The sequence below is a fragment of the Pedobacter nyackensis genome, from assembly GCF_900176505.1.
Classification (GTDB): domain Bacteria; phylum Bacteroidota; class Bacteroidia; order Sphingobacteriales; family Sphingobacteriaceae; genus Pedobacter; species Pedobacter nyackensis.
Window position 1 is genome coordinate 452,785 of record NZ_FWYB01000001.1, and the last position, 25,796, is coordinate 478,580.

At 41.6% G+C, this 25,796-nt stretch carries 18 protein-coding genes; 10 read left to right on the forward strand and 8 right to left on the reverse strand.

All coding sequences use genetic code 11. From position 1 onward, the window contains the following. The first annotated feature begins 13 nt into the window (after nucleotides 1-13). From B9A18_RS01865 to B9A18_RS01890, 6 genes are all read left to right on the forward strand, one after another. On the forward strand, nucleotides 14-2,140 hold the full coding sequence (locus tag B9A18_RS01865; protein WP_084287425.1) for a DUF6259 domain-containing protein: 2,127 nt from the start codon (nucleotides 14-16) through the stop codon (nucleotides 2,138-2,140). Continuing rightward, complete coding sequence (locus B9A18_RS01870) at nucleotides 2,137-2,886, forward strand: SDR family NAD(P)-dependent oxidoreductase (protein WP_084286964.1); 750 nt, start codon at nucleotides 2,137-2,139, stop codon at nucleotides 2,884-2,886. The genes B9A18_RS01865 and B9A18_RS01870 overlap by 4 nt, the downstream gene beginning before the upstream one ends. 5 nt (nucleotides 2,887-2,891) lie before the next feature. Beyond that, nucleotides 2,892-4,145 (forward strand): MFS transporter, encoded by a 1,254-nt coding sequence (locus B9A18_RS01875; RefSeq protein WP_084286965.1) that lies wholly within the window; start codon nucleotides 2,892-2,894, stop codon nucleotides 4,143-4,145. Between the two features lie 72 nt (nucleotides 4,146-4,217). After that, complete coding sequence (dgoD, locus tag B9A18_RS01880; RefSeq protein WP_084286966.1) at nucleotides 4,218-5,384, forward strand: galactonate dehydratase; 1,167 nt, start codon at nucleotides 4,218-4,220, stop codon at nucleotides 5,382-5,384. Nucleotides 5,385-5,418: 34 nt separating this feature from the next. Next, nucleotides 5,419-7,290 (forward strand): beta-L-arabinofuranosidase domain-containing protein, encoded by a 1,872-nt coding sequence (locus tag B9A18_RS01885; protein WP_394335609.1) that lies wholly within the window; start codon nucleotides 5,419-5,421, stop codon nucleotides 7,288-7,290. A 22-nt stretch (nucleotides 7,291-7,312) separates the two neighbouring features. Next, on the forward strand, nucleotides 7,313-8,044 hold the full coding sequence (locus B9A18_RS01890; RefSeq protein ID WP_159452582.1) for an MBL fold metallo-hydrolase: 732 nt from the start codon (nucleotides 7,313-7,315) through the stop codon (nucleotides 8,042-8,044). Nucleotides 8,045-8,117: 73 nt separating this feature from the next. Here the strand turns inward: B9A18_RS01890 and B9A18_RS01895 are convergent, their stop codons facing one another. The 7 genes from B9A18_RS01895 to B9A18_RS01925 form a co-directional block, all read right to left on the reverse strand. Further along, entirely contained in the window at nucleotides 8,118-9,434 is a 1,317-nt protein-coding gene (locus tag B9A18_RS01895; RefSeq protein ID WP_200816293.1) for a DUF5690 family protein, read from the reverse strand. After that, complete coding sequence (locus B9A18_RS01900; protein ID WP_084286968.1) at nucleotides 9,431-10,591, reverse strand: TIGR03364 family FAD-dependent oxidoreductase; 1,161 nt, start codon at nucleotides 10,589-10,591, stop codon at nucleotides 9,431-9,433. Before B9A18_RS01900 ends, B9A18_RS01895 begins: the two co-directional genes overlap by 4 nt. Nucleotides 10,592-10,593: 2 nt before the next feature. Continuing rightward, a complete protein-coding gene (gene phnY / locus B9A18_RS01905; protein ID WP_084286969.1) occupies nucleotides 10,594-12,042 on the reverse strand; it encodes a phosphonoacetaldehyde dehydrogenase in 1,449 nt (482 codons plus the stop codon). A 22-nt stretch (nucleotides 12,043-12,064) separates the two neighbouring features. Then, on the reverse strand, nucleotides 12,065-13,306 hold the full coding sequence (gene phnA, locus B9A18_RS01910) for a phosphonoacetate hydrolase (protein WP_084286970.1): 1,242 nt from the start codon (nucleotides 13,304-13,306) through the stop codon (nucleotides 12,065-12,067). Nucleotides 13,307-13,453: 147 nt separating this feature from the next. After that, on the reverse strand, nucleotides 13,454-14,944 hold the full coding sequence (locus tag B9A18_RS01915; protein ID WP_084286971.1) for a SusD/RagB family nutrient-binding outer membrane lipoprotein: 1,491 nt from the start codon (nucleotides 14,942-14,944) through the stop codon (nucleotides 13,454-13,456). Between the two features lie 11 nt (nucleotides 14,945-14,955). Next, nucleotides 14,956-18,126, reverse strand: coding sequence for a SusC/RagA family TonB-linked outer membrane protein (locus B9A18_RS01920; protein ID WP_084286972.1), 3,171 nt, complete (start codon nucleotides 18,124-18,126; stop codon nucleotides 14,956-14,958). Nucleotides 18,127-18,378: 252 nt separating this feature from the next. Further along, the gene (locus B9A18_RS01925) at nucleotides 18,379-18,960 is read right to left on the reverse strand and encodes a helix-turn-helix domain-containing protein (RefSeq protein ID WP_084286973.1); all 582 of its coding nucleotides are present in this window, start codon (nucleotides 18,958-18,960) and stop codon (nucleotides 18,379-18,381) included. 191 nt (nucleotides 18,961-19,151) lie between these two features. Here B9A18_RS01925 and B9A18_RS01930 point away from each other — a divergent pair, with 191 nt between their 5' ends. From B9A18_RS01930 to B9A18_RS01945, 4 genes are read left to right on the forward strand one after another with little or no spacing between them, the layout of a single operon-like run. Next, nucleotides 19,152-20,243: an alkaline phosphatase family protein gene (locus B9A18_RS01930; protein WP_084286974.1), complete on the forward strand. Its 1,092-nt coding sequence runs from the start codon at nucleotides 19,152-19,154 to the stop codon at nucleotides 20,241-20,243. A gap of 11 nt (nucleotides 20,244-20,254) precedes the next feature. Continuing rightward, nucleotides 20,255-21,853 (forward strand): endonuclease/exonuclease/phosphatase family protein, encoded by a 1,599-nt coding sequence (locus B9A18_RS01935; RefSeq protein WP_084286975.1) that lies wholly within the window; start codon nucleotides 20,255-20,257, stop codon nucleotides 21,851-21,853. 2 nt (nucleotides 21,854-21,855) lie between these two features. After that, on the forward strand, nucleotides 21,856-22,824 hold the full coding sequence (locus B9A18_RS01940; protein WP_084286976.1) for a metallophosphoesterase family protein: 969 nt from the start codon (nucleotides 21,856-21,858) through the stop codon (nucleotides 22,822-22,824). Nucleotides 22,825-22,847: 23 nt separating this feature from the next. Next, nucleotides 22,848-23,783 (forward strand): metallophosphoesterase family protein, encoded by a 936-nt coding sequence (locus B9A18_RS01945; protein ID WP_084286977.1) that lies wholly within the window; start codon nucleotides 22,848-22,850, stop codon nucleotides 23,781-23,783. 73 nt (nucleotides 23,784-23,856) lie between these two features. Here B9A18_RS01945 and B9A18_RS01950 read toward each other — a convergent pair whose 3' ends face one another. Further along, nucleotides 23,857-25,791, reverse strand: a complete 1,935-nt coding sequence (locus B9A18_RS01950) for an OmpA family protein (RefSeq protein ID WP_084286978.1) — start codon at nucleotides 25,789-25,791, stop codon at nucleotides 23,857-23,859. Between the last annotated feature and the right edge of the window lie 5 nt (nucleotides 25,792-25,796).

The following is a 25,796-nucleotide window of genomic DNA, read 5'->3' on the forward strand; positions in this document are numbered from 1 at the left end:
TAAACTAAAGCTTATGAAACCTGCCATAGCAGTGGTATCGTTTGTGGTATGCACTTTTATGATCAGCCTTGGCCTAAAGGCTCAGCATAGTTTTTCCCTTAAAAACGATCAGGTTGAACTTGTTGTTAACAATAAGGGGGAGTTGATTACTTTAAGGAACGCAGGGGCGGGGACAAACTATGCTTCGGGCAAGCCGATATGGAGGTTGTATTTTGATGAAGGCGAAATAAAAGACAATGAGGTTTGGGCCAAAGATAATGCCCCGGTTATTACCGCTACTGATGATCAGATATTGATTAAGTACGATAAAATACGATATAAAAACCGCCTGATTGCTATTGGCCTGGAGCTTAAAGTGAAGTTGAGCAGTGCTAATTACCTTATATTCTCTTCTAAAATCACTAATAATGAGGATAATATGGTGGTTAGGGAACTTCAGTATCCACTAGTTGCTGATTGTAATTTGCCTGCAGATTATGATTTGATCACTACAGAGATCGGTGGACAAAAATACAGTGACCCAAAAGAACGTATCAGAATAGCGAACAAAGCCATCGGAGGACCGTACATGGCCCCTTCGAATATATTCCTTCAGATGGAAAGCTTTTATCCGCATGGTCCGGCTGCAAACTGTTTTACTCTGGCTGGAGAAAAATCAGGACTCTATTTCGGCAGTCATGATCCTTCATTTGAAGATACTGGGCACGGCTATCGTTTGTATGGCAGCATAAAAGATGGCTTTAACAAGTTGGAGCTTGGGATTTATAAATATCCAAACTGTTTGCCAGGGGCAACCTGGGAGAATAATGCCAATGTTATTGCAGTGTATCAGGGAAGTTGGCGCAGAGCTGCAGATTTGTATCGCAATTGGGCGAATAGCTGGTGGAAACACCAGACTCCTCCACTTTGGGTGCAGAAGATGAAGGGCTGGCAGCGCATTATTATGAGGCATCAGTACGGGGAAACATTATTTACCTATGAGGATTTGGGAACAAGGGTTAAAAAGGTTGGAGAATCTGTGGGCTTAAACACCGTACTTACCCATGGCTGGTTTAACACGGGGCACGACAATATGTACCCGGATTATGTTTCAGATCCCAAACAGGGAGGAGATAAGAATTTAAAAAAACAGATCGCGGCATTTCAAAAGGATGGCGGAGCCGTTTTACTGTATTACAACGGGAAGCTGATTGATAAGGCGTCAGAATTTTATAAAAGTGGTCTTGGAAAGGAAGTTTCTATTAAGGACAATACAGGTTCTGAGGTAACGGAAGCTTATAAATTTAGAGGGCCGGGTACTTTTACCGGAACTTACAATTCCAGAACTTTTGTGGTGGCCGACGCAAGGCAACCGATATGGCAAAAAGAGTTGATTAAAATGGCCGACCAGGCAGTTGAACTGGGGGCGAAAAGTGTATTTTATGATCAGCTGGGAATGGCTGATAAGAGCAACTGGGATTTGAGCAAAAAGTTTCCGGTTCCCAGTATGAGTACCATTGCGGATAAAGGACTGGCGCTAAAAATGATTCATGAGCACCTGGATAAAAAGAATCCGGATATAGCTTTGGGAACTGAACATTTGTATGATGCGACTGCTCAGTATGTGGATTACATACACAGTTTGTATGGTGCCGCGAACCCGAATAATTTTATAGACTGGTTCCGTTACACTTTTCCGGAGATCATTTTGTCGGACAGGGAAATTCGTGATGATACAGACATTGAGAGACGGGTTAACCACGCTATTTTGAAGGGGTTGAGAAATGATGTGGAGATTTATCGTGCCAGGGCTTTGATCGACGAGGCGCCGAATTATCAGCAGTATTTAGGCAAGATCAATCAGCTCAAAAATAGATTTGAAGATCTCCTTTTGATAGGGAAGTATACCGATCAGGAACATTTTGAGATGAACAATCCGGTTGTCCAGGCCAGAAGTTTTGTCCGTGGTGATAAAATGGCCATAGTAGTAACCCAAAGTGAATTGGAATCTGCAAGTGCCGCAATTCATGTTGCTGATAACTATAGATATATGGAAAACGGTAGTGTAGGCGATGTGAAAATTTCGGGCTCGGGTAACCGTATAAATGTTGTTTTAGGGAAAAATGGAATAACTGTATTAATGTTTCAAGTTAAAAAATGACGATGAAGGAACTGGAAGGAAAAGTAGCATTAATTACCGGGAGCACGCAAGGCATCGGTAAAGGAATTGCCCATGTATTGGCAGAAAAAGGCGCGGATGTTATTCTAAATAGCCACGTGGAGCCAGATGTAGTCTCGCTTTTGTCTGAATTCGAAAAATACGAGGTGAGCGTGCAGTTTATTAAGGCAGATGTAAGCGATGAAAGTCAGGTGAAATTGCTTTTTCAAACCATAGAAAAGGAGTTTGGAAAGCTGGATATTTTGGTGAACAACGCAGGGACATCTCAGGCTAAGGATATTTTTGAGGTAGAATTGAGCGACTGGGATCGCATCATCAATACCAATTTAACTAGTTGCTTTCTATGTTGCAAAGCGGCTATGAGTATGATGAAAGTAGCAGGCGCTGGCCGTATTGTCAATATCAGTTCAGTAGTAGCCCATCGGGGTGCGCAATTTGGTCATTTACATTATGCTGCGACTAAAAGCGGTATGATAGGGATAACAAAAACCCTGGCCAAGACGGGTGCCCCATTGGGAATCCTCGTCAACGCTGTGGCACCCGGTATCATAGAAACTGAGCTGCTCTTAAAAACGCACCAGGGAGAAAAGCTTAAGGAATTAGCGGCAGCAGTGCCACTGGGCCTGGGCAAGGTGAGAAGTGTGGGATTGGCCGTGGCCTTTTTGTGCGGCGAAGGCGGCGACTATATCACCGGTACGGTGTTGGATGTTAACGGAGGTATGTATTGAGCACCATGGAGCAATTAAAGAAGGGGTTCTATAAATGGGAATTGCTGGTTTGGCTTTGGCTGGCTTTTTTTCTCAATCAAGCTGACAGACAGATTTTTAATGTAGTGCTACCTGCTATAAAAGATGATTTGGGATTATCTGATACACAACTCGGACTGGTTTCCTCGCTTTTTGTACTTACTATCGGTGTATTTATCCCGATAGCTGGCTTTGCGGGAGATATTTTCAGTCGTAAAAAGATCATTGTTATTAGTGTGTTCTTCTGGAGCTTATCAACGGTGTTTACTGGTATGAGTTATTCTTTGATCCATCTGATCCTTTTCAGAAGCTTGGCAGTAGGCGGTGGAGAGGCCTTTTATGCTCCTGCGGCAAATGCATTGATTGGTCAGTATCATCAAAAAACGAGGGCGCTGGCGATGTCTATTCATCAAACCTCTTTGTACTTTGGCGTAATTGTAAGTGGCTTGCTTGGTGGATTTATTGCCGAACGATATGGTTGGCATTATGCCTTTTTTATATTTGGATTCGCTGGTATTTTAATTGCTTTTTTAATTGCCTGGAGGTTGAAGAAAACTCCTGTTATGCAATATTCGGTAGCAAATACCAATAAATGGGGTTTTTTAAGAGAATCCAGTATCGCATTGTTTAAAAAGCCAACGGCCATTTTACTAGGTTTGGCATTCGCTTGTCTCGTATTTGTAAATGTGGGTTACCTTACCTGGATGCCAACTTTCTTGCATGAAAACTTTGGACTCAGTTTAACTGAAGCAGGTTTCTCATCGATGTTTTATCACCATATTTTTGCATTTTTTGGAATCATATGTGGAGGATTGCTTTCTGATAAGCTGGCCTTAAAGAATAAAAAGAAAAGATTGGTTATACAGAGTTTAGGTTTGTTATTGGGAGCGCCTTTTATCTATTTTTTAGGTGGCGCAACTACCGCTACAATGGCCTATGTGTTTCTTGGGGGATTTGGTTTTTTTCGGGGGATATATGAAGCCAATTTATATGCCTCATTATTTGATGTTATTGAGCCTGAATATCGGTCAACTTCGGTAGGGATTATTTCCATGTTTGCATTTGTAACAGGAGCCTTATCTCCGGTCATTCTAGGCTTTTTAAAGCCAACCGTTGGCCTTCAAGGTGGTATTTCTATATTGAGTATTGCTTATTTAGCCGGCGCTGTCTTTATTTATTTAGCCTTGAAATTTTTCTTTGACCGCGATAGTGCATTGAAACGCCAGGAAACAGCAGATTAAAAGAGAAGCTTTGGATAGCTTCAGGATCATTTTTTTTAAAAACATACTACTGAAAAATAAAACATACTACTGATGAAAATAACAGGTATTAAAACTTATATATGCCATGCCTACAGAACGAATTGGGTATTTATTAAAGTCTTTACAGATATAGATGGCTTATATGGTGTAGGTGAGGCCACATTAGAGTACAAGGAGCATACTGTAGCTAAGGCTTGCATGGAACTTGAAGAATTATTAATCGGACGTGATCCGCATCGTGTGGAGGAGTTCTGGCATTTGGCCTATCGAGATGCCTATTGGCGTGGGGGAGCAGTGTTAATGAGTGCAATTTCGGCAGTAGAGATGGCCTTATGGGATATTAAAGGGAAAGATCTGGGTGTTCCCGTGTACCAATTACTGGGTGGCAAGATAAGGGAGGCGATTCCTTGTTATGCCAATGGCTGGTTTGCTCCTGCTAAAACCCCGGAAGAGTTTGCGGAGAAGGCGCTTGTGGCTGTGAAACAAGGTTTTAAAGCGTTAAAGTGGGACCCTTTTGGTGCAAGTTACCTTCAGATTGAAAGGAAACAGCTTAACGAAGCCTTGGCCTGTATTGAAGCGGTTTCTGATGCAATTAAAGACCAGGCAGATATTATTATTGAGGCACATGGCAGGTTTGATATTCCTACGGCTGTAAGAATTGGCCAGCATTTAAAAGCTTTTGATGTACTCTGGTTTGAAGAGCCAATACCACCTCAAAATATAGAAGGGCTTGCTGAAGTTAAACGTCGTATTGATGTTCCTGTTTCGGCTGGGGAGCGGCTATACAACCGTTGGGAGTTCCGGTCGCTTTTTGAACAAAAGGCTGCTGATTTTATACAACCCGATGTCAGTCATGCAGGGGGTATAAGCGAGATCAAAAAAATCGCTGCGATGGCCGAGGCTTACCACTTGCCAATCTGTCCCCATAATCCAAGTGGGCCTGTAGCCAATGCGGCTACATTACAGTTGGCGGGATGTATCCCTAATTTTTATCTTCTTGAGACGATGAGTAGCGATGTGCCTTGGAGAAATGATATCTCCAATGAGAAAATTAAATTCAAAGATGGAGAAATGACCATTCCAGATGCACCAGGTTTGGGGATAGATATAAACGAACGTGAAATTGCAAAACACCCATACAAATCCTGCAAATTGAGGCATTATACAGGAACGCTTACTGATATCCGGCCTTCGGATGCAGTTACTTTTTTTTCATAGCACAATAGATTATTTAACTACTCATCAGTCTAAAATGAAACATATTTTCTTTCCTCTCTTATTTATTTTTGTTTTATCGCGGTATACCGCTCATAGTCAACAGCCGGTTAAGGATAAGCTTCATACATCGAAGCAAATCAAAATGGCAGGTTACTTAAACGATAGACTTCAATCGTCATATGCCCATAATATTCTCCATCAGGATATTGATCATTTGATTGCGCCATTTAAAAAAAGAACGGAAACAAGAATGTGGCAAAGTGAATTTTGGGGTAAATGGTTTACCTCAGCAATATTGGCATACCGTTATCAGCCAGGCCTGGCTTTGAGAGCGAAACTGGATTATGCAGTAAAAGAACTTATAGCTACGCAGAGCATTGATGGATATATTGGCAATTACGCTCAGGAAAACCGTTTACAGCAGTGGGATATTTGGGGAAGGAAATATTGTATGCTGGGCTTACTGGATTATTATGATCTGACCGGCGATGGTAAAATTTTAAAGGCTGCAAAAGGTGTTGCCGATAATCTCATGACCGATCTGGGCAAAGCCGGTGGCATCATAGTGACCAAAGGAAACTACCGTGGCATGGCGGCTTCATCTGTGCTGGAACCGATTTGCTTGCTGTACACCCGTACAAAGGAGAAAAAATATCTGAATTTTGCTGAAGAAATTGTAAGACAATGGGAAACATCGGATGGCCCGGGGTTGATTAGCAAGTCTAACATTGATGTCGCATCTCGTTTCCCAAAGCCAGAGAAGAACTGGTATAGCTGGGAACAAGGACAAAAGGCCTATGAAATGATGTCGTGTTATGAAGGTTTATTGGAGCTTTACCGTCTTACCGGTAAATCAGAATATAAAGAGGCGGTAGAGAAAACATGGGAAAACATTAGAAATAAAGAAATCAATTTGGCAGGTTCTGGCGCATCGGTAGAAATGTGGTTTGGAGGCGCTGCGCTGCAAACTGATCCTGTTTACCATTATCAGGAAACCTGTGTTACTGTAACCTGGATTAAATTGTGTCAGCAACTGCTAAGACTTACTGGCGAAGCTAAATATGCGGATGCTGTGGAGCAGGCTTACTATAATGCATTGCTAGGTTCATTAAGTTTGGACGGATTACATTGGGCAAAATATACACCCCTTGTGGGCGAACGCTTACCTGGAAGTGGACAATGCGGGATGGATTTGAATTGTTGTGAAGCCAGCGGTCCAAGAGGATTATTTAACCTTCCGAGTCATATCCTGATGCGATCTGCTGATGGTGCTAACCTGAATTATTTTGTACCTGGAACATACGCTTCGTTAACACCTTCTGGTAAAAAGTTCGATATGGCTGTTGAAACCAATTATCCGAAAAATGGATTGCTCCAACTGAAAGTCGGAGTACAAAAACAGGAACAATTTGTAATCCATATTAGAATTCCCGCCTGGAGCTTGAAAAATGAGGTCCGGGTTAATGGTGAACTTATTAACGTTAATCAGACAGGAAGTTACCTGGCTATTGATCGTAAATGGCAGCCAGGTGATCAAATTCAGGTAGAATTGGATATGCGTGGCCGTGTGATTAAAATGGGTGAAAAATTACAATATACAGCGATCATGCGGGGTCCTATATTATTGGCCAGAGATTCACGTGTGGGTGGGCCTGATTTGCTTACTACAGTTGCTCCATTGGCAGACAAATCCGGGTACATTGTTCTGGAAGAAGTTGCAAATAAAAATACAGAGCTTTGGATGCAGTTTAAAGCCACATTTATACCAGAAGGATATAAAGAAGAAAATCCTGTTCCTGTAAAAATAGATTTGTGTGATTATGCTTCTGCCGGAAATGGAACAGTTCATAGCATTTATAAAGTATGGATGCCTCAGTTATACAATCCAAGAGGACAGGAGAAGTAAATTTTATAAAATTGTTACCATTATGACGCACAAGAACGAAATCAAATGTGAAATTACCTGGCTTGGACAAGCGGGTTTTTTAATTCAGACGGATAAGGTGAGATTAGTTGTAGATCCTTATCTTTCAGATAGTTTAAGTGAAAAAGGAATTGAACGGTTATTTTCTGTGCCAGTAGCGATATCAGAATTGAATCCTGATATCGTCTGTTTTACACATGATCATGCTGATCACTTTGATGAACAGACGATCTTACCGCTTATTGCAATGTATCCTAGCTGTAGATTCATTGGCCCCACGAGTGTTTATGAACACTATTGTAGACTGAATCTTAATCCTGCAGCTTTTACGATTCTTGATTGTGAAGATGTCCATGCAGAAGATACATTACATGTTCATGCTGTAACTGCTTATCATACGGATAAATATGCGATTGGATTGGTCATTAAATTAGCAAACAGATGCATCTACATTAGTGGAGATACCTTGTTAGAAAACGGACTTCTTGAGTCAGTCTTAAAAACTGTTGATTGCCAGATTGATGTCGTGTTGATTTGTATTAATGGTAAACTAGGTAATATGAATGCTCATGATGCGGTTAAGGTTGTTGGCCAATTGAAACCAAAAATTGCCATCCCTATGCATTACGGACTTTTTGCTGATAATACTGTAGATCCGACAGTTTTTGTTGAATCTGTTGCCAGACTTGGAATTAAGTGTGTAACTATGGAGCCTGGAAAGCCTATGCAATTTTAACTTCGCTGGTGTTCGATAAACGATAACCTCTACGGGAGAGACTAAAAAAATCTAGTTCTCTCCCGTTTTTATTTTATTTACCCGTACTCAGAGGTATCTTATTCAGAATTCCTGCTATCGGTCTTTTAACACCTATTTTCCGGGTAAAGAAAACTGAGACCAGAACAAGAATAATAAGGCAAGTCACCGTAAGGATATAGCTAAACCTGATCAATACCTTACACCAGCTTAAATCCCTCATAAAAAATTCTTTGTAAAGCAGGAGGAACACACTGCCCAGATATCCTGCAGAATCGCAGATGTAAACAAAGAATCCTGCGTTGCCCTTTACCTTAAACAAAGCAATCATCCGGTCGAATATGACCACCTGGATGGGGGTATAAGCTAAAAACATGCCCATTCCGATCAGGAGCGTCCACCAAAACGGACTTAGTAAATTCAATTGAAAAAGTAAGGTGCTGCCGCCGCTAAGTATCAAACCTAATGCAATCAGGTACAGTGTAGCCCAAAAGCCACGGATGTTGTTACGGATGAGTGAAAGACTGCCGATCGAGACCAATACAATAATTCCCGAAATACTTTCTGTTAATGAAAGTACCCCTTTATCCCAGTGACTGTCTATCTCGTTCCAGATTTCGACAGAGAAATTGTCTCTAAAATCCCTCATGGTGGTAAGCATCATATAGATTAAACCCAAACCAAAAATTGCGAAACCATATTCGGCAATGACTATACGTTTATCTTTCTGGGTCATAGGCAGGCGTTCAGCCTTAAGTAATTTGTCGGCTTTTGAGGGTTCAGGAATTACCGAAAGCATCCATACAAAAGTGAAAAAGAATGGTAGGAACAGTAGACCAATGACGGCGGGCATCCAAAACTCAGATATAAAAGGCAGCCATTCATGTACGGTAAAGTATGTGGTTTTGAGTAAGCCGGAAGAGATAATCAGACTCACACTCAGACCCATCGCCAGCATTTCGGTAAACCGCCGGCCCTCAAGATAACTGAACACAATTCCCCAAACCATACCCAGAGGGAGCCCATTTAAAAACATAAAAAAGAAATTGTAGGGCTGGGGCACTGCTCCAAAAAGTAGTAGTGCCGCTTCTGCAAAAAGAATAAGACAGATAATTAGTTTTTTTCTCCCCGTTGCTTTAAGTTCTGAAATCACTTTAATGCCCACCATTTTTGAAAGCATATAACCCAAAACCTGAGAAATGATCAAAATTGCTTTATAGTCCAACTCAAAGAGCGTTAAATCGGTGTAGGTTCCGCTGGTGAATGGCTTTCTGAAAGCATACATGCAAAAATAAGTGCCAAAAGCAGCAAGCATGCACCAAATAATGAAGAAGAGCCTGGAGTTGGCCAATAAATGGTTTATGCGTTTCATCCGTAAATCTTTTTTATACTGGCTTCTGCGTATCCAGCTGATGAGGTCATGCCCTTTCCGCCAATGGCCGTTCGGATGTGTATGCGGTCTTGAATGTCATATTCAACAATATGCTTGCTATTGTGCTGGGGATAAAAACCTACCCAGGTAGATGCTATTTTACGTACATCAAAATTTACGATGCGTTGTGCCTCGCTGAGCATGAGCTCGTTAATAGAAGTGTTAATGCCAAAGCCCAGGTCCTCAGTATGGTTTACATCTGCATATTCATGTGAATCGCCGATGATAATGGAACCGTCAACCGCTTTTTTAAATAGCATATGTATACCCCATTTCTTTAATTCTGCGTAATGTTCAGGTAAGGAGATCTTGTTAAACGAAGGGCACTCCTGGAATGATTCGTATCTGCGGATGGATAAACCTGTCAGAATATTTCCTTCCAGTTGTACTTCGGGCATGGGATTGGTTCTCATCATCTGCAGTTTACAAAGTGTGATGCCACTTTCTTTAAACAGATCGGCAAATAAGAGTTTAAATTCGCCCCCGCTGCATAAAATTGCTTTATCAGCCATAAATGTCTGCCGGCTCGCAGTGGTAATTGACACATGATCTCCGGTAACTGAACAATCTAAAACTGCTGTAGAGGGCAGGTAAGTCAGGTTTGGATACTTGTTTTCTGCAAATTCAATTAAGCGATAAATCAGTTTATCTGGTTCAATGCTTACTTCCTGTGGAAAAAACAGGCCGCCTTTACAGTAATTCTTTTTAATAGCAGGCCACTTATCCTGGCAATTTTGTGTGGATAACAATTGCGAGTCATATCCTATCGTATCCATCCGTTCTTTTAGCTCATGAATCAATTGCAACTCATCCTGATCGGAAGGTATATAAACCGTCCCATTGTTTCTAACGCTAATGTCGAACTCTTGCTGGATCTCCTTATAGATTTCTGTCGACCGTGTCGCATAGGGCAGCCAATCTGACGACATACCCGAGGATACTGCCTGTCCAAAATTCCTTACTGAAGCGTTTATGGGGTATTGATCTTTTTCGATCAGTAATACCCTTTTGCCAATCCGGGCGGCATGTATAGCGTGAAATGTGCCCAATATACCGGCACCTATCACTATTAAATCGTATTGCGTGTTTTTTGTCATAACTACCAGGGCATTGAGAAAGTTTTCATATACGAGAAACATTTAATGGCTTCAATTACTCCTTCTTTTATACCTAATCCGGAATCCTTGATTCCACCAAAAGGAGAGTTTTCAATACGATAGCCAGGTACTTCATTGATGTTTACTGTGCCAACCTTCAGTTCCTTTACGAAGCGAATGGCATGGCCCATGTTGTTGGTGATAATTCCTGATGAAAGGCCGAACGCTGTAGAATTGGCAAGTTCAATGGCATCATCTATATCTTTAAACTTTAAAATAGGGGCAAGGGGGCCAAAGGATTCCTGCATTACCATTTGTGCATCTCTGGGTACAGCAGTAATTACTGTAGGTTCTAATAGTGCGCCCGTTCTTTTGCCGCCAAGCAGCACTTTTGCACCCTGATTAACTGCTTTTTGTATAACGTTTTCAAGGTATATCGCCGACTGCTCATCTATTACAGTGCCAACCTTTGTCTCGGGATCTGCAGGGTCGCCACATGTATATTCTTTTGCTTTTTCCACAAAACGGGTTGTGAATGCTTCAACGATACTTTCTTGTACCAGGATGCGTTTTACAGCAGTGCAGCGCTGACCGGAATTTCTGAATGATCCTTCAGCGGCCAGTTCAACTGCCAGTTCAAGATCTGCATCCTCCAGAACGATTAGCGGATCGTTTCCGCCAAGCTCAAGGATTATCTTTTTGTAGCCAGCTGTCTTAGCTATCATTTTGCCTACTGCAACGCTACCGGTAAAGGATACCACGTCAATTCTTGCGTCTTGCACTAATATTTCGGCAACCTCTTTGGTGTCCCCTAAAAGGACACTCAGCATGTGTGGAGGTAATCCTGCTTCGTACAATAGTTCAACAAAGCGGATGGCTGTTAAGGGCGTTTTTTCTGATGGTTTTAAAATCACGGGAGTCCCTGCAGCTAGAGCAGGGGCAATTTTGTGTGCCACTTGGTTTAGCGGATGATTGAAAGGGGTAATGGCAACAGCGAGTTTTAAAGGCTCGTAGGTCGTGAAAATCTTGCGCTGTTTGCCATTTGGCGAAATGTCGCAAGAATAGATTTGTCCATTGTCCTTCAGGCATTCAATCGCCGCGAATAGCAGCACGTCATGCGCTCTGCCAATTTCATAATTGCTTTCGGCGATACACAAGCCAGATTCTGCCGTAATGAGCTGAGCAAATTCTTCTTTTCTTTCCAGGAGCAAGGTTCTGGCCTTGTCAAGTATGGTATATCTTTCATAGCGGTTCGGTACGCTTCCGCCTTTTAGCGCCGTTTCAATAGCGGCATTGGTATGGCTTAATGTGGCGAGTTCCACCGTGCCTACCAAACGCCCATCATAAGGACTTTTAACATTTAGTTGTTGCCCTGAGGAAACAGGTTTCCCTGCAATCAGGGATGCTAGTTTTATGATATTTTCGGTAGCGATAATTTCTTCTTCTTTCATCTTCTCTGTTTAAATTGGATTACTAACGAGTGCCATTGACAGCAAAATCGAATATGTCGAAATTGCGGGGATCACATTGTGTTTTCATTTTATATACCCTATTTAATGGATGGGAAATAACCATTGGAACCATCTCTTCATATCTGCCGCCATGTGATCGAAGCGTGCCGTCTAAAGCTTTTAAATCATGATGCGCGGCTGTTTTGCCTACAACCACATCACGGGCCGACAGTACAAAAAGATCACCGGTTCTGTCTTCGGGTTGTTCCAGTATGCGGCATCCGGTTTCTTTATCATATACCTCAGTAACTCCAGGCTGTACAGCCAACCAGTTTTTTACTTCATTGATCTTTGAGGTTTCGTCCATATGAACAACCACATAAGACCCCAGCGCTCCATGGTGCTTCACATAAGGATCGGTAATGGGGCAGATCACACGGAAGCCGCTGCCAAATTTCTCTGTAAGCATGGTTTCGATAAATAATACATTAGGTGTGCCATCTTGTTTAACTTTAGCGTTCATCCCATGGTCAGCAGTGGCACCAATAACGGCACCTAGCTCAAGCATTTTGCCTAATTCAACATCCTGCGCTTCATAAAATGCCAATGATTCTTCTGTGTCAGGTGCATAAGTATGCTGCATGTAATCAGTTAATGAAAGGTATAAGAAATCGGCCATGCCATTTTTTATGAGTGCAACACCTGCCCGTAATACAAATAGGCTGGCTTCTGCACTGTAAATAGCAGGGGTTTTATGACCAATAACCGCTTCAGCATTTTCGATGCCATGTGTTTCCATTTTGGCTTGATCGGCTTTTTCCGCAGAGAATGCAATGCCATTCAATTTATAAGAGAGAATGTCGCGCAGTTTTTCTTTTGCAGTAACCACAGCGACTTTGCGACCTGCGTTTGCAGCTGCGGCCAGCAATGTTTCCGCTCTAAGGTATTCGGACGAATTCATCATGACTTCCTGGTCCTTTGCTGTATCGTAAAAGAAGTTGCCGCAAATGCCATGTACGGCCGGACTAACGCCTGTTACGATAGATGAATTGTTTACATTGGTAAAAGAAGGCAGTGCGCCACGTACCATTCCCCTGTAACCCTGTAGGGCCATTTTTTTAAGGTTGGGCATGCGGTCGTATGCCATGGTTGTATCCAGATACTCATCAGCCGAGCCATCCATGCAAATGACTACAATTGGTTTTGCAGGAGGGGAGTAGGATTTGCCATTAGCTGAAAAAGGTGTGGTTGAGATATTGTTCATTTTTGTGTTGTTAATATGTATTTAAGTTACTTAGAATTGCTTTTGCTTGTACATGTTCTTTAAAAGTGCTTGATGACTATTGTGTTTCATTTAGTTTGAGGAAGGAGCCGCATCACTGCGGCTCTCCATCCCACTATAAACCAACCTTTATTTTAAAAGCCACATGACCTGGTCTCTGTCGTCTACTTCAGCTCCGAATTGAGATCTGAGTGTAGCTCTGTAATTTTGTCTGTTGTCCGTGTCCTCAGCACTAGGATATGCCCAGCGAACAGGTATTTTAGTTACACTGTTTTCTGTTGAAAATTTATATGCTGGCACGCCGGTTCTTCGGGTCATGAAAAATGATTCCCAACCTGAATTTTCGGCAAGGGCCAGGTACATTTGCTGGTGTATTCTCGTTAGGCCAGCTGCACCTGTGATATACGGAGCTTTGTTGGTCACATAATCATTGGCTAAGTTGATATCAACCGTGTAAAAATCCATAGATGCTTTTACGCCATTATCGTAATGGGTTTTTGCTCCTGTGGCAATCCATCCCAAATGAGCAGCCTCTGCAATGTTCAATTCCTGTTCAATGTATCCGATCAAAATGGATGGCTGTCCAATAAAATTCCAGTAACGTTTTTCATTCGGAAGTGACAGATCTCCGTTTAGTTTGCGGGATACATTGGTTGCTCCGCTTGCGGAGATGTCTGCGCCTTTGTAAGAATTAAAGTCTTCCCTTACTGCAGTTTCATTGGTAGGGTTGGCTGCTAATGCTTTTGGGGTAGGATCTGCCACTTTTTGCAGTCTTGGATCCAAATAGCTTTTTAGCAAATCTACATAAGTGTCGGCCAATACTACGCTAGCCCTATAGGTGGCAGCACTTGGATTGTAGCTGGCTCTGAAACCTTCTTCATCTCTATGCGAGATTTGCATATTGTCGGTTGAACTGGCCATTAAAGGATATTGAGCAGGAGCGTTGACGATCGTGGCAAAGCGCTCTTTTACTTTTAAGTCTGCATCATCAGCCTTTTTAGTGAGGGATATCAGTACGCGTATGGTATAGGCATTGATCGCCTTTTGCCATTTTTTAAGATCTCCGCCATAGTAAAAATCACCGGGGATTGTCTCGCCTGGATGACTGCTGATATAAGCACCAAGCTCATTGTTGGCTTGGTTGAGCCAGTTTAGACATTGAAGGTATACTGATTTTTGTGTATCGTATTTAGGTTGCGGTATGGCAGCTCCTTTCATGGCTTCTGAAAGTGGGATATCTCCTAATCTTTTAGTCATTTCAACATAGTAGTAAGCCCGCAGAAACTTAGCCATGATGGCATATACAGGAGCATTTGTTACCACACTTTCCTGTTCCATTTTGTCGATGTTGCGGAGTGTCGCGTAACTGAAAGTAGTGCTGCCAAAACGGTAATTTACAGCTGCGGTATTGTCTGTAGACGACCATAGGTGGTATTGAGCGAAGATGTAATCATCAACAAAAGAAGACGTTGGTGTTGGTATTGCGCCAGTGAATAAAAGACTTGGTGGCACTTTATTTGGATTGTTGGGGTTTAATCTTAAATCATCAAAGTCCTTGCATCCGCTTGCCAGATTTATTGTGATCAATAGTACTATTGATTTTGCTATAAAAGTTTTCATCTTCAAAAGTTTTAGAAGTTAAAGTTTAGATTGAAACCATACGTGCGCTGGGCCGGATGCTGCAGAGCAGTGTCGCCAGTACTTAAAGTGTAAGTATCGAGATCACCAAAAGTTTCATCTTTGGTCCAGTAAAGTAGGTTTCGGCCAACCAGTGATATGGATGCTTTCTTAATAAATTTCTGTTTCAGGAAATTAGCCGGAAGGGTATAGGTGAATGTTACTTCCCTTAGCTTCACAAATGTTTTCTCAATCACATTACTTTCCCAGGCTCCTTTGTAGCCCTCGGCCCAGTTTTGATAAGCTACCTTATAGGTGTTTGGTTCAAAGGTTCTGGTGTCGGAAAGTACGTTTCCTTCCGGATCATAAGTGATGGAGCCACTGGTAATCTTTACTCCTGGTATTTGCATTGTTTTTGTGTTGCCGCCATTTGCGTAAGCGATATTTGAAAGCTCTCTTTCCGGATGTATGGCTTCCGGATGTGAACCCGATCGCCACAAATCTCTTTCATAAGCATCGTATGTTACGCCGCCAAACCTGCCGTCAACAAGGACATTAAGTGAAAAGTTCTTATAAGTAAATGTGTTGCCCATGCTCAACAGGAAATTTGCCTGGGTATTGCCAATTAAACGAACTACATCGGTTCTTCTTGGTAGTCCGTTAGCCTGGATTACCAATTGACCGTCAGGAGATCTTTCCCATTCGTTGTACCAGTAATTGTCTAAACGTTCACCTACTTTTGTTCTGCCTTCCTGTGTTTGTGGCGAACCGTCTGGCAGTGGAGGTAATGACGTAAGGTAGTTTCGCCCCATGTCAAAATTTACTAATGTTGACCAACTGAAGTTCTCTGCCCTTAGAGGAATGGCATTCAAAGAGAAGTCTACTCCTTTTCTTTGTGTTGTTCTTCCGTTGAGCTGAATACCAGTATATCCTGAGGTTTGTGAAAAGCGTTGTGTGAAAATCTGTGGGCCATAATTGTTCTCGTAGTAAGAGAAATCAAAACCAAACCTGTTGTTAAAAAAGCGTGCTTCTGCCCCATACTCATACGATTTGTTAAATTCAGGTGATATATCGGGGTTATCTAATGTGGCCGGGTAAGTTGCTGTCGGAAGGTTACGGTACCTGCTGCCGGTGGTGTAAGTATTGGTTGCGTTATAGAACTCGTAGGCCCCATCGCGAATATCAAAGTCGCCGCCAACTTTGGCATACGAGGCCCGCAGTTTTAAAAAATTGATGGCCTTGGGGAATGAGAATACATCTGTCAGTACTGTACTCAAAGATACTGATGGATAGAAAAATGAACTGTTCTTTTCGGGTAACGTAGATGATTTGTCCATCCTGCCAGTGAAACCAAGGAATGCCCAATTCTTGTAAGCCAAGTCAACTGAAGCGTAAGCACTGTATACTGCTTTCCTGTACTTTGAACTCGTTGGTGTCATCTTATCTACCGAATTACTCAATTTAAATATCCCCGGTACGACCAGTGCTGTAGTTGAAGCATCATAAAAATCGGCATTGTGGATACGCTGATTTGCACCTAAGGTGGCATCCAGGCTGAAGTTTTTGTTCAGGAAGCTATCACCATAACTCAGTAAAAAGTCAGTGTTGGATTCCAGCACTTTATCATGACTGTAGCGGTATCTTCCGCCCCGATCCGGAAAGTCGTAATTGTATATACTGACAGCGATTTTTTCTTCATCGGTTAATGAATAGGTGTTTAATGTTGTTCTGGCAAAGGCATTGAGTTTATCGCTGATTTTGAAATTTACCTTTAGGTTCCCCAGTATGTCGTTCTTTTGATAAGGTCTTTGCCATGCATGGGCTAATGCATAAGGGTTGTTGTATCTCCAGTTCTCAACAAAATATTGCTGAACTCCTTCTTTACCGGGAACCCAATAATCTTTAAAATCCCTGACGTCGAAGTGAGCTCCACCCCAGATAGAGAGGTTGTAGATGATAGAAGTTGGTCCATAAACTGCCCGTAAACGATTGTTGGAACTCTGATAATCATATTGCAGTGATCCTTCAAGGGATATCGCTTTAGATAGGTTCAAAGTTCCGTTTAATCTGGTGATGTTGATGTCCAGCTGTGAGCCTGGTTGGGAGGCTTTCGAATATTTATAAGTGTTTGAAATCACAAAGTGACCATGCTCTCCCTGGGTTTGCACGGAGAAGTTATTTGAAGTAACAATTCCGGTTTCCATAAAATTGCCGAGGTTGTCTGTTGATCTGGCTACCCAGGGTGTTGGAATCCTTTTTCCTGTGACTGCGTCGATGGGAGAATCATACTGAGCAATTAAACGTCCATCAAATTTTGGTCCCCATATGGAATAATCGTAATCGTTTACACCGCCACCGCCAGCAGCTCCGGTGCCAAAAGAATATTGTCCTGCATTTCCCGGACCGTACTCGCTTTGCGCTTTAGGAATCCGAATAAAATCGCCCTGAAAAGTAGTGGAGGAGTTGATGGAAACTGTTGTGCCGTTTTCAATTGATTTTCCTGATTTTAAGGTAATCTGTATAGCCCCATTAATTCCGCGGGAACCATAAAGTGCAGAAGCTGCAGCTGATTTCAATACTGTAACATTTTCTATATCATCAGAACTGATGTTCCACATGTCGGTATTGGCAGGTACACCATCTACAACCAGTAATGGCTTACGCCCTCTTAAATAGATTCCCGGATCTGAGAAAAAGTCGCCACCATTGTTGGTGATAGTCAGACCTGCGACCTTTCCGGTAAGCGATTCCAGCACGTTAGGAGCTATTGCCTTTTGTAAGGATTCACCTTTTACTTCCTGGACTGCATAACCAACGCGTTTTTTTTCCTTTTTAATACCTAATGCTGTTACAACCACTTCAGTTAGCGCGCTTGCATCTGAAGCGAGGGTTACATTGATTACGCTTTGATTAGCCACATTAACTTCTTTGGACTTGTGGCCTATAAAACTGAACACAAGGACTGCATTAGGCGCCGCGGTTAGACTGAATTTTCCTGATTCGTTTACTATAGTGCCGCTCGTATTGCCTTTGATTTTTACAGATGCACCCGGCAGAGGAAGGTTTTTTTCATCAGTCACTTTTCCGGTAACTGTGATGTTTTGGGCATAACCAAGCCCCAGAGTCAAAAGCCAGGTCACTACCGTGAGCAGGCTTGCTTTTTTAAAGGAGTAAAGAATTTTCATAATTTAAAAGTTTAACTTGGCTATACAATTGTTTAGTATTTGTACAAATATAAATACATTATGTAAACAATATGTTAAGAAATGCTAAACTCTTAAATTTATAATTTTAGGTAAATAATTATGTAAAATAGATTTATTTTGTTTTTATCGGCGTGCACGTTGTTTTTTAAGGAATATATTACATTAATAATTAATTTTTGAAAATTAATTATTTAGTATATGTAAACAAATTTAGTTTTGTGGGAGTTGTGGTTAGTCGTTTGTGATGAAGTAATAAACAACAAGCATAATTGCATCGGAATCTCCAATGTTAGAGAGGTTGTGTCCTAATCTTCCGTCAAAAAAGATGGAGTCACCTTCCTCCAGGATATAGTTTTTGTCTTCTATAAGGTAGTCGATTTTGCCTTTTACCAAATACTTATATTCAAAAGCATCTGTTACGACCATTTTATTGCGACGTGCTCCTTTTTTTAATTCCAGCAGTACAAAATCTACTGGTCCGCCGTGTATATTTCGTGTTAAGACCCGCTGATAACTAAATCCCTTTGCTGCTTCCTTTTTAAGCGGAGTGTATTCGCCAGCACGAATAACAAAAACTTTTTCGGGATGACTGGATGCAGATATATCTTTAAAAAATTCTGTCAGATCGATATTTAAGGAATGTACAATATTCATCAATACAGGGAGTGACGGGATGGTCCTGTTGTTCTCTATTTGTGAGATCAGTCCTTTGCTAACTCCAGCCCTGTCGGCTAGTTCCTGGATGGTGATGCTTTTTTCTTTTCTGATCTCTTTAATCCGGTAACTGATCTTTAAGATAATATCGTCTTCCATAAATTTGAATTTGGTCTAAAAGTAAGCAAAATTTTAGAGGGTAGTTGTTCCTTAAATGTAGAATTATTTGTGGTTTAGGTGAAGAAAGAGCGCCTGAAACTAAAATTAATAATATAGTAATACTAAACAATAGTTTAGTATTACTATATTTGGTTTGTGAATGTTAAAGCGAAATTCAAAATTATAATCATATGAAGAAGATAAATTTTCTGTACTTTTTATTATTAAGCTTAACACAATATTCTTTTGCACAGACAAATGTTAAGGCAGAGCACCTCATTATTGTTTCTATTGATGGGTTGCGGTGGCATGAGGTTTTCAAGGGTGCTGAAAAGGAACTGCTGTTAAGCAAAAAGTTCAATTCCCAGGATTCTGCTGAAAGAGTAAATAAGTATTGGTCGGAAGACGTACAGCAAAGAAGGATGAGATTAATGCCCTTTGTATGGAATACCGTTGCAAAAGAAGGTCAGATTTATGGAAACCGAGAGCTGGGTAATAAAGTGAATGTTAAGAATCCTTACTGGATTTCTTATCCTGGCCGAAGTGAAAATCTTACAGGCTATGCCGACCCTAAAGTAAAGTCCAACGGTCATCCTAATAATGAAAACAAGAATATTCTTGAATTCCTGGATCAACAAAAAAAATACAAGGGTAAAATTGTAAGCTTTGCTTCCTGGAATGCAGTTGGCCGGATTATCAATAGAGAACGCAATGGTTTGCTGGTGAACATCCCGGGAGAGAACATTTTGGGAAACCAGCTTAGTGAAAGCGAAAAACTGGCCAATGAAATCCAGCATTATGAACCGAAAATATGGGGCAATGGCGAACGTTTAGATGCTACAACTTATGCGCTGGCAAAATCCTATATTAGTGCAAGGCATCCAAAGGTGGTTTACCTGGACCTTGCAGACACAGATGAATACGGACATGAGGACAAATACGACTTCTACCTGGATGCGACTAAAAATATTGATGCTATGATTGGTAGTTTATGGAATTATCTGCAAAATGATCCATTTTATAAGGGTAAGACTGCTTTGGTGGTGATGACTGATCATGGCAGGGGTGAGGGCAATCAATGGACCAGTCATGGGGCCAGTATTCCGCATGCAAATGATACCTGGATGATAGCGATAGGCCCCGGTATAAAGCCATTGGGCGAGATGAAAAATTCAGGACAGATTTACCAGGACCAGTTTGCAAAAACAATGGTAAAATTGCTGGGATTTGATTTTATCTCTGTAAACCCCATTGGAGAGGCAATTGAAAGTGTTCTTAAATAATAGATTTTCTTATGAAATTAATTACAATCTCAGTTTTAGCATTGCTTGGGTGTCAAATCAACGCCTACGCTCAAAAACCGGTGTTTTATTTGAATTTTGATGATTTCAAGGTTAGGAAAAAAATTGTTCATAAAGACAGCGCTTATTATGTATCTGATCTTCAGCAATCCCAATATGCAAAAGGTTTAAGTGGGAGCGCATTAGATCTTTCTGCAAACGCGATTTTGAGAAGACCGGTTAAATTGAATAAAGGAGATTTGCCTGAGTTTTCTAAAAAATCTTCGTTTTCCGTGCAAATTTGGATAAAGACTATCCCTAATGCCCGTGTGGGAACCCCGATTATGGGCAATAAGATTGCTGAGGACTTTGCAACTGTGGGTTGGCAGATTTATACACAGGAAAATGGTGCCTGGGCACTTATCCTGAATGATGGCAAACATCGATATGATTATCGACCGACTGCAGAACGGCAAAGAATAAACGATGGTAAATGGCATCAGCTCGTCTTTACTGTTCAAAGGAACAAGCAGGAAATCTGGATGTACCTCGATGGAAAAAATACAGCTATTTATAATACTCCTGATCTCAGTGGTCTGGAAACTGCTTTCTCAACAGTTGTTGGCGGGTCTGACGAAAAATTTGAGTATGGCTCTAGTGGGCAATGGAATGCATTTAACGGTTTTGTTGATGAAGTAAAAGTATGGAATGAGGCCATCACACCTGTTGACGTGCAAAAGCAATATTTGCAATTTTTCCCAAATACGCTTACAAACGAAGAAGTAAATCATCCTGTTCATTTAAAAGTTCTTTCCTGGAACATCTGGCATGGGGGACATCGGTATGGGAAGGCTGTTGGACTGGAGCGTGTAATTGAAATCATTAAATCAAGTAATGCAGATGTTATTGGCTTGGTAGAAACTTATGGTTCTGGTGAGGTGATTGCCGATTCATTAGGCTATTATTTTTATCTGATCAGCTCCAATCTCTCTGTTATGAGCCGGTATCCGATTACTGAAACCATCCGGGAATTCCGTCCTTTTAATTTTGGTGGACTGAAACTAGCATTAAGTCCTGATAAGAAGCTTGTATATTTTAATACCTGGCTTAACTATTTACCCGATGTTGATGCTGGTATCCGGGTAGCGAATAAGTCTGCCGAAGAATTGATCAAGGATGAAGCTGCCACCCGACACGGAGAAATAAAGGAGATATTGAAGCGAATTGATCCTTATCTCAAAAACTCGGATAACATGCCTGTAATTATCGGCGGTGATTTCAATATGGGATCACACCTGGACTGGACGGAAGCAACGAAGGCAATCCATTTCAACCGGGTGGTGGAATGGCCCGAAAGTAAGGAAATGCTGAATGCTGGCTTTTCAGATAGTTTCAGACAACTCCACATCAATCCTTTACTGGACCCTGGTTTAACCTGGGGCATGAGAGCAGCCACGACCACGGATCTATATGGTGTGCGGGATAGAATTGACTTTATTTATTATAAAGGGAAGGATCTGAACCCAATAGAATCGAAGGTGATTGATTATCATCGCGTGATGTTTCCCTCAGATCATGCAGCAGTAATGACAATCTTTCAATTAAAAAAATAAAAATGGACAGAAAAGAGTTTTTAACAAAAACCGGATTGGCTGGAGGCGGCCTGTTTTTTGCCCGGTTCCCGGAGTTAAAGCCGGAAAGTAAAAAAGTCAGATTTGGGATGATCACGGATCTGCATCATGATATTATGCATGATGGGATAGACCGGCTGTCGGCTTTTATTAATGAGATGAATGAAGAAAAGCCTGATTTTATCATACAGGGCGGTGATTTTTGCATCCCTAAAAAAGGAAACGTTCCATTAATAGACACCTGGAATAAGTTTAAGGGAGCGAGGTATCATGTCATTGGTAACCATGATACAGATGGAGGATATACGCCTGAGCAGGTGGTTTCATTTTGGGATGCCAAAGCCAGATATTATTCATTTGATGTCAATGGTTTTCACTTTGTAGTGCTGGATGGTAACGAGCATAATGCAAGTGAATACCGGCCAAAAGGCTATGCGCGTTACATTTCCCGAGTACAACTGGACTGGCTTAAAAAAGACCTGGAAACAACGGCTTTGCCAACGGTTATCTTTTGCCATCAAGGGCTGGACAACGATTCGGGTGGATTGGAAAATGGCACCCAGCTGCGGTATGTGCTGGAGCAGGCAAACATAAAGGCAGGTAAGCAGAAAGTCATCCTGGTATTAACCGGTCATCATCACCAGGATTATTATAATCAGATCAACAAGATTCATTATGTACAGATCAACAGTGCCTCATATCAATGGCTTGGAGGCGAATATAAAGAAATCCGATATTCAGCAGATGTAGATAAAGCGCACCCAAATATTAAATATACGGTTCCTTATCAGGATCCGATATGGGCAATGGTTGAAATCGAAGGAAAAGGTAAGATTACCATTAAAGGTAAAAGAACAATTTTTGTTGGTTCTTCACCCGAAAAACTGGGTGTTAAAATGGAGAATTACATTTATCCTATTGTGCCGTACATTTCAGATAGAAAACTTGGCTAGTTAAACAGACAATAAATAACCAAATGAAAAGAAGAGATCTAATTAAATCACTTGGAGTTGCAGCCGGAACAATTGCATTGAGTAATGTTGCAGCATCAGAAGCAGTTTCTTCGGTAACTGAAAAGAAGAAAAGAGTTCTAAAGATTGCACACATTACCGACGTTCACATCAGACCAGAATACAATGCGGTTGCCCGTTTTAAAAAGTGTCTGGAAATGATTAAAAAAGATAAGGTAGATCTGATTCTGAATGGGGGTGATACCATTTACGCTGCCGATTATGAAAACATCACTAAAGACAGGGTGGAACAGCAATGGGCCTGCTGGAAAGAAAGTATTACTGTTGTCAAAGATATTCCTATGCATCATGTATTGGGGAACCATGATATGTGGTGGCAGGGTAAGGGAGATGAATTGTATGGCAAACCCGGAGTGATCAAAATGCTGGGTATCAAGAATAATTATTATAGCTTCGACCAAAACGGCTGGCATTTTATTATGCTGGATAGCAATCATCCCACAAGTCCCGGAATGCTGGATGATGAGCAATGGAACTGGTTTGTGCAGGATGTGCAAAAGAACAGTCAGGATAAGCCTACATTGATCATGTCTCACTACCCTTTATTGAGCTGTACTGGTATTACCGATAGTAAACCAGAGGCGAGAGGGCCGTTCAAAATCGGTGGAAGCTACAATCATCTGGATATCATGAAATTCATTGAGGTGTTTAATAAAAATAAGAACATCAAAATTTGTTTAAGCGGACACATTCATCTGCTGGATAAGGTCTGGTACAACGATGTCACTTATTTATGTAATGGGGCCACAAGCGGCTTTTGGTGGGAACCAGGTGATGATGGCAAAAGTGCCTACAAACAAACCGTTCCCGGATATGCTCTTCTAAACCTTTACAGTGATGGCAGTTTCGATCACGACTACATTAAATATGAAAGGGTTTAGATGATAAAGCATAATAAAAAAAGCGGCCCAGGCCGCTTTTTTTATTACGCTATTTGCGTTCTGGGGTATTAGTTTATTTCGAAACGATATCAATGATAACAGTTCTGTTGTAAAAACGTTCTTCAGGTAGGTTATTATTAAACGGTGCGCTTGCACTGTCCTCTCCTGAACCCAGCGTTTCAAAGCTCACATTACTTCTTCCTGCTTTGGCGGATGCCTGCTCAAGTATCTGTTGTGCCTGTTGGGCACGCTTTTGAGAAAGCTTATTGTTATAATCTTCACTGCCGATGATATCAGTATAGCCACGAATAGTAATAGTAGAACCATTACTGATCAAAGGTGCGACCACTTCCGTTAGAAATTGTTCGTAAGCTGCAGCGGTATTTGCTTTGTTGAAATTAAACAATACACTATACCTATTCCCGGTTTGAAGTATTTCTTGCTGGCTTTGTAACTGAACTGAACTTTCCTTTTGTGTCATAGTCCCTAATTTTGTTTCACCCAGCATCACCACTTTATAAACACCTTTTTCGTTGGTGCCAAGTATGCTTTTTGCAGCTATGCTTTCCTGGTTTTTAGTAAACGGTCCGAAACGCTGAACCTGTCCCTGCTGGTCCGTTAAATCTATTGTATAAGATTTGAGCAGTTCAGTTGCGCTGTTTACGTTAAATACAACATGACTGTCCATAGGGTCTGCCTGCGTTGTATTGATCTGCACCGGCTTCATCATTCCACCACCCACTTCCATCATCAATTTATCAGATGTACTTTGAATGTCCACCCTGCGGTCGCCGGCTCTTAACAATTCCAGTTCCTTTGTGCCACCGGGTTGCTCAGAAGGATCAACCGGCTTGGTACGGCCATTTATTGCAATTTTTGATGCTGGAATTTCAAATACCGTAGTCAGGTAGTTTTTTACAGCAGCCGCAAATTTCCTACCCTCCTCAGGACCAGCTTTTGAAGCCCCACTTAAAGTAATACTGATCTCAGGATTGGCTTTCATACGGGCACCGACAATGTTCAAGATATTATAATAAACAGATAACTGCCTTCCCGAACGTCCTGCCATATCTGCTACGACTTCGTTTTGAAGCTGGACTTCTTTAAAATCAACAGCCTGATTTTTTGAAAGTAGTGTGTAGCGGTCAGGCAAGGCAGTACTTCCTTCATCAAAAAAGACATAGTTGAGTAAGGGCAAAGTTTCACTAACGGCATGCTTTACCAGGATTTCTTTTGGTGCACGTACAGAGAAGCTCACTTCTTGCAGAGGAGCAACCGGAGCAGGTTCACTTGCGCGCACCGCTTTTCTGGCTTTCCCGAATTTTAATGCCACACCGGCACGTATTGTTGTTATCGACCAGCTTTCAATCTCTCTTACATCTTGTCCGAAGTAAGGATGATAGGAAACAAAGGGAGAAATCACAAACCTGGTGTTGCTTTCCGGAGCAGAAACAGGGATATCATATCCTATTCCTACCTGACCAGAAATTAAAGTTTTACGCACCTCCGAGAATTCGGCATTGGTATTGGGTTGTTTAAGCTGGGTGTAATTAAAATCTTTCTGTAAGTTCATGGCCACACGCGGACCGGCGAAGAGGTAGAAATTACCACCGCCAGGACTAAACTTAAGTGAAGGTTCTACTGTCAGGTAACTTACATTGGTTTTAAGATCTGCCGGACAATTACATGGGGCAATTACGCCATCAAACTTACCGCCGCGCCCGTCATACCCGAAATTAAGGGCAATGCCCCATTTGCTGCTTGGCTGGTATTCAGCCAGTATAGACCCAAAGGGACGGATTCCTTTTCCTTTATGAAACGCTGTCGGAACAATGAGCGAGGTACTGAGTCTTTGGGTTGTCCCGTCAAAGAAATTGCCATTGGCTGCTCCTGACACGCCGAACGACCATTTCGGTTTTTCGGTTTGTGCGCTTGCATTTGCGGTAATAAAAACGATTGCCAGTGAACAAATGAGGACTTTATTTAGGTTTTTATATATGGATAACATAACTG

What these genes read in the sequence shown, in the direction of transcription:
- B9A18_RS01865 (WP_084287425.1), top strand. Translation starts at nt 14, where the DNA reads ATGAAACCTGCCATAGCAGTGGTATCGTTTGTGGTATGCACTTTTATG.
- B9A18_RS01870 (WP_084286964.1), top strand. Translation starts at nt 2,137, where the DNA reads ATGACGATGAAGGAACTGGAAGGAAAAGTAGCATTAATTACCGGGAGC.
- B9A18_RS01875 (WP_084286965.1), top strand. Translation starts at nt 2,892, where the DNA reads ATGGAGCAATTAAAGAAGGGGTTCTATAAATGGGAATTGCTGGTTTGG.
- dgoD (WP_084286966.1), top strand. Translation starts at nt 4,218, where the DNA reads ATGAAAATAACAGGTATTAAAACTTATATATGCCATGCCTACAGAACG.
- B9A18_RS01885 (WP_394335609.1), top strand. Translation starts at nt 5,419, where the DNA reads ATGAAACATATTTTCTTTCCTCTCTTATTTATTTTTGTTTTATCGCGG.
- B9A18_RS01890 (WP_159452582.1), top strand. Translation starts at nt 7,313, where the DNA reads ATGACGCACAAGAACGAAATCAAATGTGAAATTACCTGGCTTGGACAA.
- B9A18_RS01895 (WP_200816293.1), bottom strand. Translation starts at nt 9,434, where the DNA reads ATGAAACGCATAAACCATTTATTGGCCAACTCCAGGCTCTTCTTCATT.
- B9A18_RS01900 (WP_084286968.1), bottom strand. Translation starts at nt 10,591, where the DNA reads ATGACAAAAAACACGCAATACGATTTAATAGTGATAGGTGCCGGTATA.
- phnY (WP_084286969.1), bottom strand. Translation starts at nt 12,042, where the DNA reads ATGAAAGAAGAAGAAATTATCGCTACCGAAAATATCATAAAACTAGCA.
- phnA (WP_084286970.1), bottom strand. Translation starts at nt 13,306, where the DNA reads ATGAACAATATCTCAACCACACCTTTTTCAGCTAATGGCAAATCCTAC.
- B9A18_RS01915 (WP_084286971.1), bottom strand. Translation starts at nt 14,944, where the DNA reads ATGAAAACTTTTATAGCAAAATCAATAGTACTATTGATCACAATAAAT.
- B9A18_RS01920 (WP_084286972.1), bottom strand. Translation starts at nt 18,126, where the DNA reads ATGAAAATTCTTTACTCCTTTAAAAAAGCAAGCCTGCTCACGGTAGTG.
- B9A18_RS01925 (WP_084286973.1), bottom strand. Translation starts at nt 18,960, where the DNA reads ATGGAAGACGATATTATCTTAAAGATCAGTTACCGGATTAAAGAGATC.
- B9A18_RS01930 (WP_084286974.1), top strand. Translation starts at nt 19,152, where the DNA reads ATGAAGAAGATAAATTTTCTGTACTTTTTATTATTAAGCTTAACACAA.
- B9A18_RS01935 (WP_084286975.1), top strand. Translation starts at nt 20,255, where the DNA reads ATGAAATTAATTACAATCTCAGTTTTAGCATTGCTTGGGTGTCAAATC.
- B9A18_RS01940 (WP_084286976.1), top strand. Translation starts at nt 21,856, where the DNA reads ATGGACAGAAAAGAGTTTTTAACAAAAACCGGATTGGCTGGAGGCGGC.
- B9A18_RS01945 (WP_084286977.1), top strand. Translation starts at nt 22,848, where the DNA reads ATGAAAAGAAGAGATCTAATTAAATCACTTGGAGTTGCAGCCGGAACA.
- B9A18_RS01950 (WP_084286978.1), bottom strand. Translation starts at nt 25,791, where the DNA reads ATGTTATCCATATATAAAAACCTAAATAAAGTCCTCATTTGTTCACTG.